Below are 18,057 nucleotides of genomic sequence, written 5' to 3'. Positions count from 1 at the left end.
AGCGCCACCACGGCCGGCAGAGTCACTTAAGACAACTCCCGAAGCGGCTGTAATGTTCCCTCGCGGGGACGGTTACAAGCACTCGATACACGGACCCAACCGGGTCTCGGCATCCATTGTCTCATGATTTGCCCGGATCGGGCCTCCCCCGCCGCCATCAGCTCACAAAGGTTCCTTACCGCCCGCCTTCTCCCCCGGGCTTTCCTCCCGGAACTTCTGCCAGGCGGCATCCTTCCGCGCAGCCCAGCCGCACAGTGCTCCCCTGCCCACGAGGTCCAGCAACAGTTCAGCGAGCCGATAGCCCGGTTCAAGGTCAAGGGCCTGGCCCAGATAGGCAGCCGAATAGGATCCGCGGCCCCGGCACCATGAAACCCAGCCCTGAAGGGTCAGCGCGGCAACTGCCGGGCGGCCGCCCAGCACAGCCAATTGCCCAAGGACCCGGTCCAGCGCATCCAGGCCCTCCCAGTCGGGAACGTCCGGCGCCAGGCCCATCAGGACCTCGCCATAACCGGCAGGAGTGGAGCGGGAAAAGCCCCGGGCGCCACGCACCAGGCGCAACCGCCGGGGCCCGGCAGCCGGGTCCGGCGTGCCGCCGGATTCCTCCCGCATGCCTTTCCCCCGTGGCCGGAGGCCCGGGAAGTTCACAGGAGGCAACAGCGGCAGCGGCACCACAGAGGCTGCGCCGCCGTCCGCACTCACATCGTCAAGGACTCCAAACTGTTCGGCACCGGCTTCCGCAACGCTGCGGCCGGCCGCTGCCATCACCAGCACAGCATCGCGCCAGGTAGGACAGAGCAGCGTGGCACGGAGGAAAGCGTCGCGCTCAACGTCGGGCACCCACGGCCCTGCCTGCGACCGGTCCAGCAGCAGTTCCCAGAAGTCGAGCACGGCATTGAACTGCGCCCTGCATCCGTACCTGCCGCCAAGCTCCTCCTCCCAGCCGGCCTGGGCCTCAAGGACGGCGGCCAGATGCATGGCGGGGACCGCCGTCGCCGGGCCGCGGCCTGTCCGGGGAGCCGGGCCAACGCTGCTGCCCCGGTACACCATCTCAGCGTTCAGCATGCTGTCCCTGATCTGCTGTACGGGCCGTCCCGGAAGCGGGCAGCACGAAGGATCGGCGCACGACGCGTCGCGCCAGTATCGGTCTCCCACAAACCAGGCCTCGCGCACGGGCATTCCACCTTGGGCAAGGGCTGACTGCACCGCCGAGATCAGGTGGTCGTAGGAGGACGGCGGAACCATCCCGGCGTCGCTGGTGAAAACGGCCAGCAACGAGCCGTCAGCGTCCCGGTCTGCCTCGAGGTAGCGGCGGACGGCGCGGGCGAAACCGGCCGGGGCTGCCTGGATGTCCCGTCCGGGAAGGTCGAGCCGCAACGTGGCGCCGAGCCTGGTGCCGTGCAGCGTCATGGCCACCAGGCTGGAGACGGGCCAGTACCCCAGGGAGTGCGGGATGAAGCCAAGGATGTCTTCGGGACCGCGGACTGTTAATCGTTCTGAAGCTGTCATGGCTCCAGCTTTCGCCCGGACTCCGGCCTCCTGAAAGGGGATCCCGGCGTAAGTGGACAAGTCTGCCCCCGGCGATCAAAACCGGGCCTGTGCAGGAGCAGTCAGTCGTCCGTAGGCGTTGTCTGGCGGCGGCGCGCCAAACTTTCCCGGCGCTGCCGGGCCAGGGCGCTGCGCAGTGGCGGCACCACGATCCCCTGGTCGGCCATCTGCCGCCGTACCTTCCGCCGGGAGGCCAGAATGGCGGCCGCACCGAAGGCCAGGAGCAGGAACTGGACGCTCAGGGCCAGCCGGAAGGGATCCAGCCCATACAGCACCCCCTGCGAGAAGCCCGAGGCGTAGAGGACGTCGAGCACCAGGCCGATCAGGAAGATGGACACCAGGGCCGCGATGAAGCCGCCAACGTTGACGATCCCGGTGGCTGTGCCGATCCGGTGCGCCGGGTTGAAGGTCCGGGCGAAGTCGAAGCCGATCATCGATCCCGGGCCGCCGATTGCCAGCACCACCACCAGGCCGGCCAGCAGCCACAGCGGAGCGCGGCCGGGCAGCAGCAGCACCGCGGCCCAGGCTGCGGCGGTACCGCCGGCGATCAGCAGGACCATGGTGGAACGCCGCAGCGGGTGCCGCGAAACAAAACGCCCAATGAACGGGCCCACCGCCATGGCGGCAGCGACGTAGAGCGCCATCAGGGCGGCGACGGTTCCGGCGTCCAGGCCCTGGCCGGAGATCAGGAAGGGATAGCCCCAGGTCATGGCAAACACGGTGCCGGAAAACTGGATGGTGAAGTGGCTCCACATGCCCAGGCGGGTACCGGGCTGGCGCCACGCCCGGGCCAGCGACGCTCCCGTGGCCCGGAGGCCCTGCCGCGCGTGCGGCCGTTCGGTGCCCGGCGGAGCGTCCTGCAGCAGCAGGACGACCAGTACGACGGCGAGGGCGGACATCCCCGCCAGCATCAGGAACGCGGGGGTCCAGCCGGAGAGATGCAGGACCAGCGCGAAGGGCAGGACACTGAACAGTTGGCCCAACTGCCCGGACATGCCGGTCAGCTGAGTGACCAGGGGAACCCGGGAGGGAGCGAACCACAGCGGAATGAGCCGGATCACCGAAATGAAGGTCATGGCATCGCCGGCCCCCACCAGGACGCGGCCCAGGACGCCCCCGGGGATGCTTTCGGCAAAGGCCAGCTGCAGCTGCCCGAGTCCCATCAGGACCGCGCCGCCGGCGATCATGGCCCGCGATCCGAGCCTGTCCACCAGCAGGCCCACGGGGATCTGGAGACCTGCGTAGACCAGCAGCTGCAGGACGGTAAAGAAGGAAATGGCGGAAGCGCTGGCGTGGAACCGCTCCGTTGCCTCGAGTCCCACCACGCCGAATGAGGTCCGCTGCGCCACGGCCACCAGGTACCCGAAAATTCCAATGGTCCAGATAAGCCAGGCGCGGGGTGCAGTCACCACTTCATTATGCCCGGCGCGTGCGCGCACCCCGGAAGCTGTGACGCCGCGCTACTGCCCCGGGTTCTCCCTGGCCAGGTAGGCTTCCACGGCGGCACCGAGGTCGTCGGCGTCGGGAAGCTCGTCGTTCTCGTTGGCCAGCAGCGACCGGCGCACCATGCCGTCCGCCTTCTCGTCGTACCGGGTTTCGAGGCGGGAAACCACCTGCTGGACTTCCTCGGACGCCTCGATCTGTTCGGCGATCTGGCGGCTGACCTCGCGGCCCGATTCGCGGAGCCGGTCGGTGGGCAGCATGAGGGACGTCGCGGCACCCAGGTATTCCAGGCCGGCGACGGCGGCGGTGGGGTACTCGGCTTCGGCCAGGTAGTGCGGGACGTGGATGACGTACCCGGCAACGTTGCGTCCCGCCTCGACAAGGCGGAGTTCCAGGATGTGGCCCACAGCGGCAGGAACTTCAACGGTGGGCTTCCAAACGGAGATGCCTTCGATGAGCTCGGGCCGGTTTCCGTGAACCGTTACGCCTACCGGCCGGGTGTGCGGCACGGGCATGGGAATGGAGTGGATCCAGGTGACCAGGTTGACGTCGAGCTTCTCCACAATGTTCACGACGGCGCGGGCGAACCGTTCCCACTGCAGGTCGGGTTCGAAGCCGGCCAGGAGGAGGAAGGGTTTCCCCAGTCCGTCCACCAGCCGGTAGAGGGCCAGCCGTGGCTCCTGGTAGTCCTGGATGTGGTCTTCGACGAAGCTCAGGTGCGGCCGCCGGGACCGGTAGTCGATCAGCTGGTCAGCGTCGAAGACCGCAACGGGCTGCGCGTCGAGGGAGTCCAGCAGTTCGGCGTTGATCTGCTTCACCACGTGGCCGGCGTCGGCAAACCCGGTGAAACCCATGACCATGTTCAGTCCCTGGAGTTCAGGGCTGTGGAACAGCTCAATGTTGCTGGCATAGAGCGCGTCGGGGTCCAGCAGGGAGCCGGAAATCCGTTCAAGCACGGCATGTTCCTTTCAGGGGTGCGGGTGGACATCATTCGTAACGCGGGAGGCGTACCGGGCATTCCGCCGGCAGGTGTGGCGCACCTCTCAGGAAATTCTCCTGCGGCACCGGGGAAGGGCTACGATCGGAACTGGCCTGCCAGGCGGGCTTGCACCCACCCCGGGACCGTCCGGAACGGCCGGATCCGGGCCAACATGGCAGAGCGCCCAACATGCATCCCTGCCCGAACATTTCGAGAATTGAGGACTCATCCCTGTGGTCAAGAATACTGAAGTCAACCTTAGTACCGTCTCGCGGGACCTTAAGAAGAGCCCCAGCGACGCAGTGGTCATCGGGGTGGGGCAGGGAGCTGACGGCCCGGTCCTGCTGGACAACCCGTTGACGGCGAAGTCCGCGGAGGCACTCGCGGACTCGCTCAAGGCACTTGGGGTGACCGGTGCTGCCGACCAGCTGGTCCGCCTGCCGGGCCTGCCCGAAACCGGGGCAGGCATCCTGGTCCTCGCCGGCGTCGGCAAGGTTCCCGCCGCGGGGACGCTCACGGGTGAGTCGCTTCGCCGGGCAGCGGGGTCCGCAGTCCGGCAGCTGGCCGGACTGGCCACGGTTACCCTGGCCTTCCCCACCGCCAGCGTGCAGGACGTCGCGGCGGTTGCGGAGGGTGCCGCACTGGGCGCCTATTCCTTCACGGAGTTCCGTTCCTCGAATGACGGGCTGAAGGATCCTGTCCGCAACGCCGTGGTCTTCACCGAACTGGCGGCCAGCGCGGACCTCGACGCGGCCCTTAAGCGTGCCGGGCTGGTGGCCAAGGCCGTTAACCACACCCGTTCACTCGTCAACATGCCGCCCAGCCACCTCTACCCCGAATCTTTCGCAGAGGCCGCCAAGGAACTCGCCAAGGGCCTGCCCGTCAAGGTGACGGTCTGGGATGAGAAGCGCCTTGAAAAGGAAGGCTTTGGCGGCATCATGGGCGTGGGCAAGGGCTCCACCCGCCAGCCCCGCCTGGTCAAGGTCGAGTACGCCCCTGCCAAAGCTACCGCCAAGATCGCCCTCGTCGGCAAGGGCATCACGTTCGACACTGGCGGGATCTCCCTCAAGCCTGCCCTGAACATGGGTGACATGAAGAGCGACATGGCGGGCGCCGCCGTCGTCCTCAACACTGTCCTGGCCCTCGCCGGACTGGGGCTGCCGGTGAAGGCGACGGCCTGGCTCTGCATCGCGGAAAACATGCCCGGCGGTGGCGCCTCACGCCCCGCGGACGTGCTGACCATGTTCGGCGGCAAGACGGTTGAGGTCCTCAACACCGATGCGGAAGGCCGGCTGGTCATGGCGGACGGCATCGTCGCTGCCAGCCGCGAATACCCGGACGCCATCATCGACGTCGCCACCCTCACCGGCGCGCAGCTGATCGCACTGGGGAACCGCACCGCAGGAGTCATGGGGTCGGACAGCGTCACGGGCGCACTCAAGTCAGCGGCTGACCGTGCCGGTGAACTGGTGTGGCCCATGCCCCTGCCGGAAGAACTGCGCCCCACCCTCGATTCCCAGGTGGCAGACCTGGCCAACATCGGCGAACGGCACGGCGGCATGATGACCGCAGCGGTGTTCCTGCGCGAATTTGTGGGTAAGGACAAGGCAGGCGAACAGATCCCCTGGGCGCACATCGACATCGCAGGACCGTCCTTTAACAACGGCAGCCCGTACGGCTACACGCACAAGCAGGGCACCGGATGCACCGTCCGTACCCTCGTGGCCTACGTGGAGGACATCCTGGCTGCCGCCTGACAACGGCTGCAGCCCCGGTGGCACGCAGCTCTGTGGCCAGGTGATTCCTGTGCCACAGAGCCGCGTGACACTGGACACAAGCGCTCCACAAACGCATTGCCAAGGTGGAGCATGGATAGGTGGTTCGCTAAGGTGAACCACGGTAGTCACAAATGCAAGAGAGTTGCCCTGCTGACATAATCACGGCAGTGCAAGTTCCAAGACCAGATGATGCGCGCTGATCGCGTCATCGTTCACGCGAGGGAGCGTTTTAGTGGCCGATCAGGCAACTGCGCAAGAATTCGACATCCTGGTACTCGGTGGCGGCAGCGGCGGATACGCTGCGGCGCTGCGTGCGGTACAGCTCGGCCTCACCGTCGGCCTCGTGGAGAAGGGCAAGCTGGGCGGCACCTGCCTCCACAACGGCTGCATCCCCACCAAGGCCCTGCTGCACTCCGCAGAGCTGGCCGACCACGCCCGTGACTCCGCCAAGTACGGCGTGAACGTCACCCTCGACGGCATCGACATCAACGCCGTCAACGCGTACAAGGACGGCATCATCGCCGGCAAGTACAAGGGCCTGCAGGGTCTCATCAAGTCCAAGGGCATCACCGTCATCGAGGGTGAAGGCAAGCTCCAGGGCACCGACACCGTCGTGGTGAACGGCACCGCCTACAAGGGCAAGAACATCGTGCTGGCCACCGGCTCCTACTCGCGCACCCTTCCGGGCCTGGAAATCGGCGGCAAGGTCATCACCTCCGACCAGGCCCTGACCATGGACTACATCCCCAAGAGCGCCATTATCCTGGGCGGCGGCGTCATCGGCGTCGAGTTCGCCTCGGTCTGGAAGTCGTTCGGCGTGGACGTCACCATCGTCGAAGGCCTGCCCTCCCTCGTTCCCAACGAGGACGCCACCATCGTCAAGAACTTCGAGCGCGCCTTCAAGAAGCGCGGCATCAAGTTCTCCACCGGCATCTTCTTCCAGGGCGTGGAGCAGAACGACGACGGCGTCAAGGTCACCCTGGTGGACGGCAAGACGTTCGAAGCAGACCTGCTGCTCGTCGCCGTCGGCCGCGGCCCCGTCACCGCCAACCTGGGCTACGAGGAAGCCGGCGTCACCATCGACCGCGGCTTCGTCATCACCAACGAGCGCCTCCACACCGGCGTCGGCAACATCTACGCCGTCGGCGACATCGTCCCCGGCGTGCAGCTGGCCCACCGCGGCTACCAGCAGGGCATCTTCGTGGCCGAGGAAATCGCCGGCCTGAAGCCTGTAGTGGTCGAGGACATCAACATCCCCAAGGTCACCTACTCCGAACCCGAAATCGCCACCGTTGGCTACACCGAGAAGGCTGCCAAGGAAAAGTTCGGCGACGACCAGGTCCAGACCCAGGAATACAACCTGGCCGGCAACGGCAAGAGCTCCATCCTGGGCACCTCCGGCCTGGTCAAGCTGGTCCGCCAGAAGGACGGCCCCGTGGTGGGCGTCCACATGATCGGCGCCCGCATGGGCGAGCAGGTGGGCGAGGCCCAGCTGATCGTGAACTGGGAAGCATACCCCGAGGATGTGGCGCAGTTGCTGCACGCCCACCCCACCCAGAACGAAGCCCTCGGCGAAGCGCACCTGGCGCTGGCCGGCAAGCCGCTGCACGGCTAGTTCCCACCAGCATTACCAGGCCTGGTGCACCCGGTCGCGCAGACCGGGTGCACTAGGCTTCCAACAAGGCAGCAATCATTCGCACTAAAGATCAATAAGGAGAACGGGGACGACATGTCTGAATCCGTTAACTTGCCCGCCCTCGGTGAGAGTGTCACCGAAGGAACCGTCACCCGCTGGCTTAAGCAGGTAGGTGACCGGGTAGAGGTGGACGAGCCGCTGCTCGAAGTCTCCACCGACAAAGTAGACACTGAAATCCCCTCTCCTGTAGCTGGCGTGATTGAAGAAATCCTGGTCGCTGAAGACGAGACCGCCGAGGTAGGCGCACCGCTGGTGCGCATCGGTGACGGCTCCGGCGGCGGTTCCGCCCCGGCCGAAGAAGCTCCCGCGGCCGCTCCGGCACAGGAGGCTCCCGCACAGGAAGCCCCCGCTGAAGCAGCGCCCGCACAGGAAGCACCTGCCCAGCAAGCCCCTGCCCAGGAAGCTCCGGCTGCCGGCGGCGAAAGCCACGAAGTAACCCTCCCCGCACTGGGCGAGAGCGTCACCGAAGGCACCGTCACCCGCTGGCTCAAGGCCGTGGGCGACTCCGTCGAGGTCGACGAGCCCCTGCTCGAGGTTTCCACCGACAAGGTTGACACCGAGATCCCCTCCCCGGTTGCCGGCACACTGCAGGAAATCCGGGTCAACGAGGACGAGACCGCCGAGGTTGGTTCTGTGCTCGCCGTTATCGGCTCCGGCGCCCCCGCTGCCTCGGCTCCGCAGGCTGCGCCCGCAGCTCCCCAGCAGGAAGCCCCCCAGCAGGAAGCTCCCAAGCAGGAGGCCCCCAAGCAGGAGGCTCCCGCTCCGGCGGCAGCACCGGCCCCCGCCGCAGCTCCGGCGCCCGCCCCGCAGGCTGCCCCGGCAGCCCAGGAAGCCGCGCCGGCCGCGGGTTCTGAATCCGGCTACGTCACTCCCCTGGTCCGCAAGCTGGCAAACCAGCACGGCGTGGACATTTCCTCGCTGTCCGGCACCGGTGTCGGCGGCCGCATCCGCAAGCAGGACGTCATTGCCGCCGCCGAAGCCAAGGCCGCTCCCGCAGCGGCTCCGGCTGCAGCCCCTGCCGCTTCTGCCCCGGCCGCGTCGGGTGCAGCTGCCTCATCGCTGCGCGGAACCACCCAGAAGGCTCCCCGCATCCGCCAGGTCATCGCCCGCCGCATGCGCGAGTCCCTCGAGGTCTCCACGCAGCTCACGCAGGTGCACGAAGTGGACATGACCAAGGTCGCCAAGCTGCGCGCCCGTGCCAAGAACTCCTTCCAGGCACAGAACGGCACCAAGCTGACCTTCCTGCCCTTCATCGCCAAGGCAGTGGCCGAGGCCCTGAAGCAGCACCCCAAGCTCAACGCTGCATACGACGAAGACAAGCAGGAAATCACCTACCACAACGCCGAGCACCTGGCGATCGCCGTCGACACCGACAAGGGCCTGCTGGTTCCGGTCATCTCCGACGCCGGCAACCTGAACCTCGCCGGACTGGCCGGCAAGATCGCCGACGTTGCTTCGCGTACCCGCGATGGCAAGATCGGTCCGGACGAACTGTCCGGCGGCACCTTCAGCATCACCAACATCGGTTCGGTGGGCGCCCTGTTCGACACCCCGATCATCAACCAGCCTCAGGTGGGCATCCTGGGCACCGGCGCCATCGTCAAGCGCCCCGTTGTGGTTGCTGACGAAAACGGTGACGATTCCATCGCCATCCGCTCCATGATGTACCTGTCGCTGACCTACGACCACCGCCTGGTGGACGGTGCTGACGCAGGCCGGTTCCTCCAGACCCTGAAGGCACGCCTTGAAGAAGGCGCATTCGAAGCGGATCTGGGACTGTAGCAGCCAGCCACGAACGACGGCGGCGGGTGCCAACGGTGGGATAACCACCGGCGGCGAGCGCCGCCGTCGTTGTTTAACGCGCACCCGGCACAGGTTGGCAGCGTGGCTTTGCTACAGGCTGTAGAACTGACTGGCTAAGCTGGAGCCATGACTATCCTCTTTAACATCCTGGTTTTCCTGCATGTCGTGGGAGCCGCCATGATCGTGGGCTACTGGATCGCCACGATGCGGACCCCCACCGTGCACCCGCGCCAGCGTGATGGCGCCTTCCTGCAGCTGCTCACCGGCATCGCCATGATGGGCATCCTTCCGTTCCTGCCGGACAAGGATCCCAACTACGCCAAGCTGGGCATCAAGTTCGTCATCGCTGTCGTGGTTGCGGTCCTGGCCGTGATCGGAACCCGCAAGGTCAAGAACGGGCAGCCCGTCTCCACCGGGCTCGCCCACGGCGTCGGCGGCCTGGCACTGGTCAACATCGCCATCGCCACCATCTGGCAGTAACCCGCCCACATCCGGGCACCCGGTCATAATCCTCTGAGAGCGGACAATCCGTGCACCGGAGGGGCCGGGTCCCTAGGATGGGAAACGGTGGGCCCGGCCATGCTGCCGGACCCGGACCGAATCGACGTTGAGGAGAGACATGGCTACAACACGCAACGCCCACACCGTATGGACCGGAAGCCTGACCGAGGGCTCGGGGAACACCACCCTGGACAGCTCCGGCCTTGGCACCTTCGATGTCACCTGGAAGGCGCGCACCGAGGCTGCCGGCGGAAAGACCAGCCCGGAAGAGCTGATCGCCGCTGCCCACTCGGCATGCTTCTCCATGGCCTTCAGCCACGAGCTCAGCCAGGCAGGCTTCACTCCCGAAGAGGTCAACACGAAGTCAGAGGTCGGTTTCCAGCCGGGCACCGGCATCACCGGCAGCCACCTGACCCTCAATGCCCGCATTCCGGGCATCTCTGAAGAAGACTTCCAGCGCATTGCCGAGGCCGCCAAGAAGGGCTGCCCTGTGTCCCAGGCCCTGGCCGGAATCGAGATCACCCTCGACGCCACGCTGCAGTCCTAGGCCGCAAGCCCCGCACAACGCCAAAGGCCCTGCCCTTCCGGAACTCCGGAAGGGCAGGGCCTTTGTTGTTGCGGTGAGGTCAGCCGTCGTGCCGGCGCGCCGGCAGCGGAGCAGGCAACAGTTTCCGGTAGCCCGAGCGGGCCGGAGGCCGGTCAGTGGGCAGTTCCTGGATCATTTCCTTCAGTGCACCGATGCCGTACTCCAGCTGGGGATCCCGTCCGGCAGCATAGGCGTGCGGCGGGTAGGTCACCTCGATGTCCGGATCGACGCCGTAGTTTTCCACGCTCCAGCCCACGCCGCCGCTGAACCAGTTCGCGTAGCGGGGCTGCGTGACGCCGGTGCCGTCCGCCAGCGTAAAGCGGTTGTCGATGCCAACGACACCGCCCCAGGTGCGGGTTCCGATCACCGGGCCGATGCCGCGCAGCTTCGAGACCTGGGTGATGATGTCGCCGTCGGAGCCGGCGAATTCGTCTGCAAGGATGATCACCGGCCCCCTCGGCGCGTGGTGCGGGTAGGTGCGCGGCTTCTCCCCGCGCGGCATGCTCCAACCCGTGACCTTGCGGCCAATGAGCTCAGCGACAAGCTGCGAGGTGTGTCCCCCACGGTTGCGGCGCACGTCGACGATCAGGCCATCGAACGCGGTTTCCGTGTCCAGGTCCCGGTGCAGCTGGGCCCAGCCGTTGGCCATCATGTCCGGAATGTGCAGATAGCCGAAGGTTCCGTTCGACGCCTCCCGGACGGTCCGCCGGTTGCCCGCCACCCACTCCTGGTACCGCAGGCGCTCCTCATCCTTGACAGGCACGACGGCGACCCTGCGCTGGGTGCCTTCAGCAGTGCCGTGTCCGGGGCCGTTGAGGAGGGTGAGCTCCACGGCGCGGCCGGCCGCCCCGACCAGCTGCATGGCAGGAGTGACGTTTTCGGACAGCGGGACGCCGTCGACGGCCAGCAGGATGTCCCCCGCCTTGGCGCCGACGCCCGGCCTGGTGAGCGGGGAGGTGGCCAGCGGGTCTGAGGACTCGCCCGCCAGGATGCGGGTGATCTCCCAGCCGCGGGCGGTGTGCGTGAGGTCGGCGCCGAGCCTGCCTTGTCCGCGGCTGCCGCGTTCGGTGACGGCGGCCGGGCGCACGTACGCGTGGGAGGTTCCCAGTTCGCCGTGCAGTTCCCACAGCAGGTCCACCAGGTCGTCGTGGGACCCCAGCCGTTCCACCAGGGGGCGGTAGCGGGTGTGGATGGACTCCCAGTCCTGGCCGGCCATGTCCTCGGTCCAGAAGAAGTCGCGCTGCAGGCGCCAGGCCTCGTCGAACGCCTGTCCCCAGACGCTCAGCGGATCCATCAGGACACGGATCCGGCCCAGGTCCACTTTGACCACCTTGCCGGATTCCTCATCTGCCTTGGCGTCCGACGGAACCACGGTCACCTGCTTGTCGGCAACGAGCACCACTTTGCTGCGGTCGCCGGAGAGGCGGTAGCTGTCCACGGCGTCCACGAGGGTTGCCTGCTTGCGCCGCGCGATGTCGTACCGGATCAGGCTGGGACGGGCGTCCTGGTCCTCCTGGCTGGCCTTCCCGTCGCCGGTGACGCCTGCCAGGACGGAGTCGAGCCAGAGGAGTGCACCGTCAACGGCTTTCAGCGAGCTGTAGTTGCCCTGCGGCACGGGAACGCCGATCACGCGGTGGGCCAGGCCCTCCGCATCCACCGTAACGGCAGGCACGGCACTGTCCCCGGCCTCGTCTGCGTCCGTGGGTTTTGCGTCCGCGCCGGCGTCCGGTTCCCCGCCCGCGGGGTCAACCGAAGGGCCAAAGGGCGACGGCGTCTCAGCCGTCAGTGCCACCAGGTACGGCTTGATCGGGCTGGGGAAGGAGAGGTCGAACGAGTGCCCGTCATACACGGGGTCGAAGCTGCGGTTGGACAGGAAGGCAAGGAATTTCCCGTCCGGCGTGAAGGCCGGGGAGGCGTCGCGGAAGCGGCCGTCGGTGACGTCCACCGGTTCGGCGTCGAGCCGGTCCACGGTGGCCAGGCGCAGCCGGCTGCGCGAACCGAAGGAAGTGACAGGCTCCGACCATGCCAGCCAGCGGGAGTCCGCGGACCAGGCCAGTTCGGAAATGCTGCCTTCGCCGATGCTGGCTACCTGTGAGAGGTCACCGCTGCGGGTGTCCACGACGAACACGTCACCGAAGGAGGTCCCGAGGGCAACCCAGTGGCCGTTGGGGCTTGCCTCCAGCGAACTGGCCCGGGACGGTGTCGGGACGGTGATGGCTGGCTCCGCCGTGGTTGCCTGGGCGTCAGCCACGGGTGCTGCGGCCTGTGGCGCCACGTCCGCCTGCTGCTCATCGTCAGAGGGAACGTGGACCGTGGCGGCCGCCGGCGCCTTGGCGCCGGACGCCGGAACGGGTTGGGGAAGGCTGACCGCTTCCGCGTCCTCCCCGCCAGTTGCTGCCGCCTCCGCGGAAGCGTTGGCCGCAGCAGTCCGGGTGTTGGCCTGCCCGTCCACCTTCCCAGCGGTGTGCGGGAGGGGTGCGGCAATGTCCTTGATGTGCAGCGCTTCCACGCCGTCGTGGTCGGCGATGTAGGCAATGCGGCCGTCCCCGAGCGGCCTGGGCAGCCGGCCGCGGACGCCCGGGGTGGCCTCGATGATGCGGGACGGACCGTCTTTGTGGCGCAGCCAGTGGATGGTGCCATGGGACTCCACGGCACTGGCGGCGCCTGCCATATCCGGTGCCACCGCGCCCAGGTGCTTGACGGCGTCGAGCAATGCGGGGCGGCGGGTCTGTGAGGCGGAGCCGAGGGTGATGTCGAGCTTGACCGCGTCTGAAGCAAGGTCGTGGAGGACCCAGAGTTCGCCTGCGGATTCAAAGATGACCCGCTTGCCGTCCGTGGCTGCATGCCGGACGTAGAAGTCCTGGTGGTCGGTGTGCCGGCGCAGGTCCTTGCCGCTGGGAAGCACCGAATACAGGTTGCCGTAGCCTTCGTGGTCGGACAGGAAGGCGATCCGGCCCTCCACCCAGAGCGGATCAGTGAGGTTGCCGTCGAGGTCCGGCAGCAGGCGTTCGAACTCGCCGTTGCCGTCGCGGTCGATCCACAGCTTTCCGGCAGTTCCGCCGCGGTAGCGCTTCCACCATGCCGGCTCACGGGAGAGCACGCTGGCCAGCACCACAGGGCGTTCGTCGCCTACCTCGGGCCCGAAGGCAACGGACTCCACCGGCCCGTACGGGAGCTCCTGGGCCCAGCCGCCCTCAAGCGGAACGCTGTAGGCGTGGGTGTGCCGGCTCTCAGCCTGGCGGAAGGCACTGGTAACCACCACGGAACCACCGGTGGTGAATCCCTTGACCTTGGTGGTGCTGTGGCCAAAGTAGGTGAGCTGCCGGTACCCGCCCCCGTCCACCTGCGCGGACACAACCTCCGGCGCCGTTCCCTGGACTACGGTCCACACCAGGCGCTTGCCGTCCGGGGTGAAACGCGGGTTGCGGGCAGGAAGCTGGAGCGAGGAAACACGCCAGGCACGGCCGCCGTCCAGGGGCGCAATCCACACGTCATCCTCGGCCACGAAAGTGACCAGATCGCCGTGCAAATGCGGGAAACGGAAGTAGCTCGAAGAGGTCATCGTTCGATCATAGTCAACCCCCACGCGCCCCGCGGGAGATACACAACCTGCGCCGCCGTGGTGAGATGGACCATGCACATCGTCATGGCCGGCGCCTCGGGGCTCATCGGCACTTCCATGTCCGCGGCATTCCGCAATGCCGGCCATTCGGTGGTGACGCTGGTCCGCCGGCCCCCTGCCAGCGCCACCGAAGTCCGCTGGGACCCTGCGGCCGGCGTCCTGGATCCCGGCGCACTCGCGGGCGCTGACGCCGTCGTCAACCTTTCCGGCGCCGGAATCGGAGACAGGCCATGGACGCGCAGGCGGGTGGAGGAACTTTTCAGTTCTCGTCTGGGACCAACCAGGACCCTGGTGCAGGCCATGGCACGGGCCGATACGCCACCGGCCACCTTCATCAGCCAGTCAGGCTCGAACTACTACGGCGATGCGGGCAACACAGTACTTCGGGAGGACGCACCGGCCGGCTCCGGCACCTTGGCACAGATCTGCATGGAGTGGGAGCAGGCCGCCCTTGCGGCGCCGGCAGGCGTACGTGTGGTGACACCACGGACCGGGGTGGTGTTCAGCCGCTCAGGCGGCGCGTTGGGCAAGCTGCTCCCGCTCCTGCGCCTGGGACTGGGCGGCCCCTTCGGAAACGGCCGGCAGTTCTGGCCGTGGGTGACGCTGCCCGATGTCTCGGCCGCTTTCCTGTTCCTCCTGGGCTCCCCGGTCTCCGGCCCGGTCAACCTGGCCGCCCCGGGGCAAGCGGATGTCAATACCATCGTGGCGGCACTGGCCCACGCCCTGCACCGCCCCGCCCTCCTGCGGGTACCTGCCCCCGTGCTGCGCACCGTCATGCCAGGCCTGGCCGACGAGCTGCTGCTGTCCAGCCAGCGGATGGAGCCGGCGGTCCTTACCGCCGCAGGGTTCACGTGGCAGCACGGGCACCTGGCAGATGCTGCCCGCTGGGTGACTGGAAAGACCGGCGCCGCCTAGCCCTGCCCGGGACACCGGCCCGGTATGCCGGTTCATGGGCCCGGAAGGATGTCGGCCACCAGCCACCGGCCCTCCACGGAGACCAGCACCAACCGAAGCAGCTGCGGCCGGGTTGGTGCCCCCGTGGCGACTACTGTGTCCCCGGCGTCCACCAGCCGGTACCCGGAGGTAGCGGACACGGCCCGCACCACGGCACGGGCTTGGGTGCCCCCATCTTCGGCGGCTATCTCTGAAAGCGTGGTGGTGAACCCGGTGAGGCGCTGGCCGGACCCGGCAACCCGGCCGGCAACGCGCTGGTCAGCCGCGGCGGCGGCTGACCCGGGGGCGTTCACGTCCGCCAGCAGTTCCACGCCCCCGCTGCTGAAGGCGTAGTCGCGAAGTGCCGCCAGCCCCTGGACAGCTTCCACCGGATCAGCTGCTCCGGCCCGCCGGCGTGCGGTGTCCACGGGCAGAGGAAGCCCTTTACCGCCGTCTGAATCGGCATCCGCGCCGACACCTGCACCTGCACCTGCTGACGGCGCCGATGTTGGTGGCAGCCCCTGCGCGGCACCTCTAAGCCACATGCCGTCCCCTGCGGACGTCGACAGCCACCACGCCACTGCCGCCACCGCGGCAATCAGCGGCAGGACGGAGCGCAGCAGCACCCGCCGCGCCTGCCCACCAACGGGCCCGTCCGCGTGTTTTCCACGGGATTCCACCGCGGCTTTCACCCCAGGCCTGGTTCTGTCCCGTGCCGGTGACGGCGTTCCGTTTGATGCTGGTGACGGTCGTACCTGCGGCTGCCGTGCCGGTGTCGGTTGTTCCCGTGACCGCCGTGCCTGTGGCTGCCGTGCGGACCAGCGGGAAGTCGCCGCCCGGCGGCGCAGGCCCTGGACTTTCGTTCGGAGTGCGCTGCGCTTTGACTCCGCGGGAACCGGGCGCCGCGTCAACAGCTCGGGCAGGACGGTGGGGTGGACTGCGTCGGAAAGATCCACGGGTTGCGGTTCGGCGCTGCGGTATACGGCCGTGGCCAGCGCCAGCGCGTCAGGGCGCAGCCGCCGCTCATCGTTCAGTCCTGCTTCCAGCGCGGCCGCGAGGTCTCTGGGAACCCCGGGAACCAGCAGGGACAACGGTGGACGGTCGACCGTGCGTCCCGGCGCTTCACCGGTCAGGCAAAACCACCCCAGGGCAGCCACCGAGTACACATCGCGTTCGGGCTGCAGGCCGGCACGGACCGCGTCCACCGGGGCGGGATCAAGGAATCCGCCCGTTCCCGCGGTCCCGGCGCAGCCCGGGTCCCCGATCATCCGGGCGACGCCGAGATCGGACAGCATCGGTTTTCCCTGCCCGGTGAAGAGGACGTTTCCGGGCGAGACGTCGGAATGCGTGAAGCCTTTGCCGTGCAGGTACGCCAGGGCCTGGGCGATCGGCGTCAATACCGTGACCGTCTCCCCCACGCTGAGCCTGCCGCGGGCGGACACCAACTGGGCCAGGGAACCGCCGGCAGCATAATCCATGGCCAGTGCCGTACCACTGCCCGGTTCCGTCCCCTGTACCGCGTCGTGGACCCGGATCAAGTGCTGGTGGTCCAGGACTGACAGGATGCGGATCTCCCGCTGCACCTCCTCCTCGGTGATGCCCGGGCTGCTGCGCGTCCCGCTCCCGGCGGGGCGGAAGCTCTTCAGGGCATATTCCTGTCCCGTCCGTTGCTCCCTGGCCAGCCACACGTCCGCGCTGCCGCCGCGGCCCAGCAGCCTGCCGACCTCGTACCCGGGTACGTCGGGTGCCTGTGCATCGTCCATGGTCCATGTCTAGCCGAGTTCCGTCCGGCGTGCAGAAGTTATCCACAGCCCTCGAAGTTGCAGTCACAAAGAGCAGGGCCGGTGAGCTTGGACACTAAACCGGGCCGGTGCGGCTGCGGGGTCTAAGCTGGATGCCATGACTCTTGAGTTTTCACAGCTGGGTCTTGCCCCCGACTTCGTTGATTACATGGAAGGCTGGGATGCCCAGCGCGAACTCCATGACAAAGTTGTCGCCGGAAGTGCGCCCAGCACAGTCCTTCTTTTGGAGCACGCCGCTGTTTATACGGCAGGCAAGCTTACCGAGGACCACGAGCGGCCCTTTGACGGTACGCCGGTCGTCGCAGTGGACCGCGGCGGCAAACTGACCTGGCACGGCCCCGGCCAGCTGGTGGCCTACCCCATCCTGAAGCTGAAGAACCGCTCCGGGATCAGGGACTATGTGGAGCGGCTGGAAGAAATCATGATCACCGTCATGGCGGACTACGGCATCAAGGCTGAACGCATCAAAGGCCGCGCCGGCGTATGGATCAAGGCCGATTCCAAAGGCCCCGACCGCAAGATCGCGGCTATCGGCATCCGCGTCCTGAACGGCGTCACCATGCACGGCGTCGCCATCAACTGCAGCAACGACCTGGCGCCCTACGGCCAGATCATTGCCTGCGGCATCACCGACGCCGGAGTCACCACCATGTCCCTTGAAACGGGCAGGGAGATCCATCCCGCGGACATCGCGGAGCGGTTCGTGGGGGAATTCCGCAAGCACGAAGAAGCATTGGTTTCGAGCCCTGAAGGAGCTCTACTGTGACATTGGCACCTGAAGGCCGGAAGATGCTGCGGATCGAGCAGCGCAACGCTGCGGTCCCGGTGGAGCGCAAGCCGGAGTGGATCAAGGCCAAGGTCCAGATGGGCCCGGAGTTCGTCGGGCTGAAGAACCTGGTCAAAAAAGAAGGCCTGCACACCGTCTGCGAAGAGGCTGGCTGCCCCAACATCTTCGAATGCTGGGAAGACAAGGAAGCCACCTTCCTGATCGGCGGCTCCGAATGCACCCGGCGCTGCGACTTCTGCCAAATCGACACCGGCAAACCCTCCCCCGTGGACAGGTTCGAACCCACCAAGGTGGCCCGCTCCGTCCAATCCATGCAGCTGCGCTACGCCACCGTCACCGGCGTGGCCCGCGATGACCTCGAAGACGAAGGCGTCTGGCTCTACGCCGAAACCGTCCGCAAAATCCACGAACTGAACCCCGGCACCGGCGTGGAACTGCTCATCCCCGACTTCTCTGGCAACCCCGACCACATCAAGGCGATCTGCGACTCAGCGCCCGAAGTCTTCGCGCACAACGTCGAAACCGTGCCCCGGATCTTCAAAAGGATCCGCCCCGCCTTCCGCTACGAACGCTCCCTGGACG

General features: G+C 67.3%; 13 protein-coding genes. 8 read left to right on the top strand and 5 right to left on the bottom strand.

The window, feature by feature from the left end:
• Positions 1-162: 162 nt before the first annotated feature.
• The 3 genes from ACWRN3_RS10980 to ACWRN3_RS10970 all read right to left on the bottom strand — a co-directional run bounded on the left by ACWRN3_RS10980 (position 163) and on the right by ACWRN3_RS10970 (position 3,944).
• The gene (locus ACWRN3_RS10980) at positions 163-1,506 is read right to left on the bottom strand and encodes a DUF4192 family protein (protein WP_255175174.1); all 1,344 of its coding nucleotides are present in this window, start codon (positions 1,504-1,506) and stop codon (positions 163-165) included.
• 101 nt (positions 1,507-1,607) lie between these two features.
• The gene (locus ACWRN3_RS10975) at positions 1,608-2,954 is read right to left on the bottom strand and encodes an MFS transporter (protein ID WP_476740667.1); all 1,347 of its coding nucleotides are present in this window, start codon (positions 2,952-2,954) and stop codon (positions 1,608-1,610) included.
• 51 nt (positions 2,955-3,005) lie between these two features.
• Positions 3,006-3,944 carry a proteasome assembly chaperone family protein gene (locus tag ACWRN3_RS10970; RefSeq protein ID WP_224025697.1) on the bottom strand — a complete coding sequence of 313 codons (939 nt, stop codon included), beginning with the start codon at positions 3,942-3,944 and terminating at the stop codon, positions 3,006-3,008.
• 256 nt (positions 3,945-4,200) lie between these two features.
• Between ACWRN3_RS10970 and ACWRN3_RS10965 the strand changes: the two genes are divergently transcribed.
• The 5 genes from ACWRN3_RS10965 (at position 4,201) to ACWRN3_RS10945 (ending at position 10,292) form a co-directional block, all read left to right on the top strand.
• The gene (locus ACWRN3_RS10965) at positions 4,201-5,724 is read left to right on the top strand and encodes a leucyl aminopeptidase (protein WP_476740666.1); all 1,524 of its coding nucleotides are present in this window, start codon (positions 4,201-4,203) and stop codon (positions 5,722-5,724) included.
• Between the two features lie 253 nt (positions 5,725-5,977).
• Entirely contained in the window at positions 5,978-7,360 is a 1,383-nt protein-coding gene (gene lpdA, locus ACWRN3_RS10960) for a dihydrolipoyl dehydrogenase (protein ID WP_324644784.1), read from the top strand.
• Positions 7,361-7,474: 114 nt separating this feature from the next.
• A complete protein-coding gene (sucB, locus tag ACWRN3_RS10955) occupies positions 7,475-9,223 on the top strand; it encodes a 2-oxoglutarate dehydrogenase, E2 component, dihydrolipoamide succinyltransferase (protein ID WP_476740665.1) in 1,749 nt (582 codons plus the stop codon).
• 147 nt (positions 9,224-9,370) lie between these two features.
• Complete coding sequence (locus tag ACWRN3_RS10950; RefSeq protein WP_255175169.1) at positions 9,371-9,724, top strand: hypothetical protein; 354 nt, start codon at positions 9,371-9,373, stop codon at positions 9,722-9,724.
• A 139-nt stretch (positions 9,725-9,863) separates the two neighbouring features.
• Positions 9,864-10,292 (top strand): OsmC family protein, encoded by a 429-nt coding sequence (locus ACWRN3_RS10945; RefSeq protein ID WP_175319382.1) that lies wholly within the window; start codon positions 9,864-9,866, stop codon positions 10,290-10,292.
• A gap of 79 nt (positions 10,293-10,371) precedes the next feature.
• Here the strand turns inward: ACWRN3_RS10945 and ACWRN3_RS10940 are convergent, their stop codons facing one another.
• Positions 10,372-13,893, bottom strand: a complete 3,522-nt coding sequence (locus ACWRN3_RS10940; RefSeq protein WP_476740664.1) for a S41 family peptidase — start codon at positions 13,891-13,893, stop codon at positions 10,372-10,374.
• A gap of 72 nt (positions 13,894-13,965) precedes the next feature.
• On the opposite strand from ACWRN3_RS10940, the gene ACWRN3_RS10935 reads away from it, so the two are divergent.
• Positions 13,966-14,868: a TIGR01777 family oxidoreductase gene (locus ACWRN3_RS10935; RefSeq protein ID WP_476740663.1), complete on the top strand. Its 903-nt coding sequence runs from the start codon at positions 13,966-13,968 to the stop codon at positions 14,866-14,868.
• 32 nt (positions 14,869-14,900) lie between these two features.
• On the opposite strand, the gene ACWRN3_RS10930 is transcribed toward ACWRN3_RS10935, so the two are convergent.
• Positions 14,901-16,649, bottom strand: coding sequence for a serine/threonine-protein kinase (locus ACWRN3_RS10930; protein WP_476740662.1), 1,749 nt, complete (start codon positions 16,647-16,649; stop codon positions 14,901-14,903).
• 127 nt (positions 16,650-16,776) lie between these two features.
• On the opposite strand from ACWRN3_RS10930, the gene lipB reads away from it, so the two are divergent.
• On the top strand, positions 16,777-17,454 hold the full coding sequence (gene lipB / locus ACWRN3_RS10925) for a lipoyl(octanoyl) transferase LipB (protein WP_476740773.1): 678 nt from the start codon (positions 16,777-16,779) through the stop codon (positions 17,452-17,454).
• Positions 17,451-18,057 (top strand): lipoyl synthase (locus ACWRN3_RS10920; protein ID WP_476740661.1); only part of this gene is annotated, 607 nt, incomplete at its 3' end. The genes lipB and ACWRN3_RS10920, both read left to right, overlap by 4 nt.

This window comes from Pseudarthrobacter sp. rb (genome assembly GCF_056389225.1).
The sequence above is the reverse complement of the archived record's forward strand: the minus strand, read 5'-3'. Positions and strand labels throughout refer to the sequence as shown.

What these genes read in the sequence shown, in the direction of transcription:
- ACWRN3_RS10930 (WP_476740662.1), bottom strand. Translation starts at nt 16,649, where the DNA reads ATGGACGATGCACAGGCACCCGACGTACCCGGGTACGAGGTCGGCAGG.
- ACWRN3_RS10950 (WP_255175169.1), top strand. Translation starts at nt 9,371, where the DNA reads ATGACTATCCTCTTTAACATCCTGGTTTTCCTGCATGTCGTGGGAGCC.
- ACWRN3_RS10945 (WP_175319382.1), top strand. Translation starts at nt 9,864, where the DNA reads ATGGCTACAACACGCAACGCCCACACCGTATGGACCGGAAGCCTGACC.
- ACWRN3_RS10940 (WP_476740664.1), bottom strand. Translation starts at nt 13,893, where the DNA reads ATGACCTCTTCGAGCTACTTCCGTTTCCCGCATTTGCACGGCGATCTG.
- sucB (WP_476740665.1), top strand. Translation starts at nt 7,475, where the DNA reads ATGTCTGAATCCGTTAACTTGCCCGCCCTCGGTGAGAGTGTCACCGAA.
- ACWRN3_RS10935 (WP_476740663.1), top strand. Translation starts at nt 13,966, where the DNA reads ATGCACATCGTCATGGCCGGCGCCTCGGGGCTCATCGGCACTTCCATG.
- ACWRN3_RS10980 (WP_255175174.1), bottom strand. Translation starts at nt 1,506, where the DNA reads ATGACAGCTTCAGAACGATTAACAGTCCGCGGTCCCGAAGACATCCTT.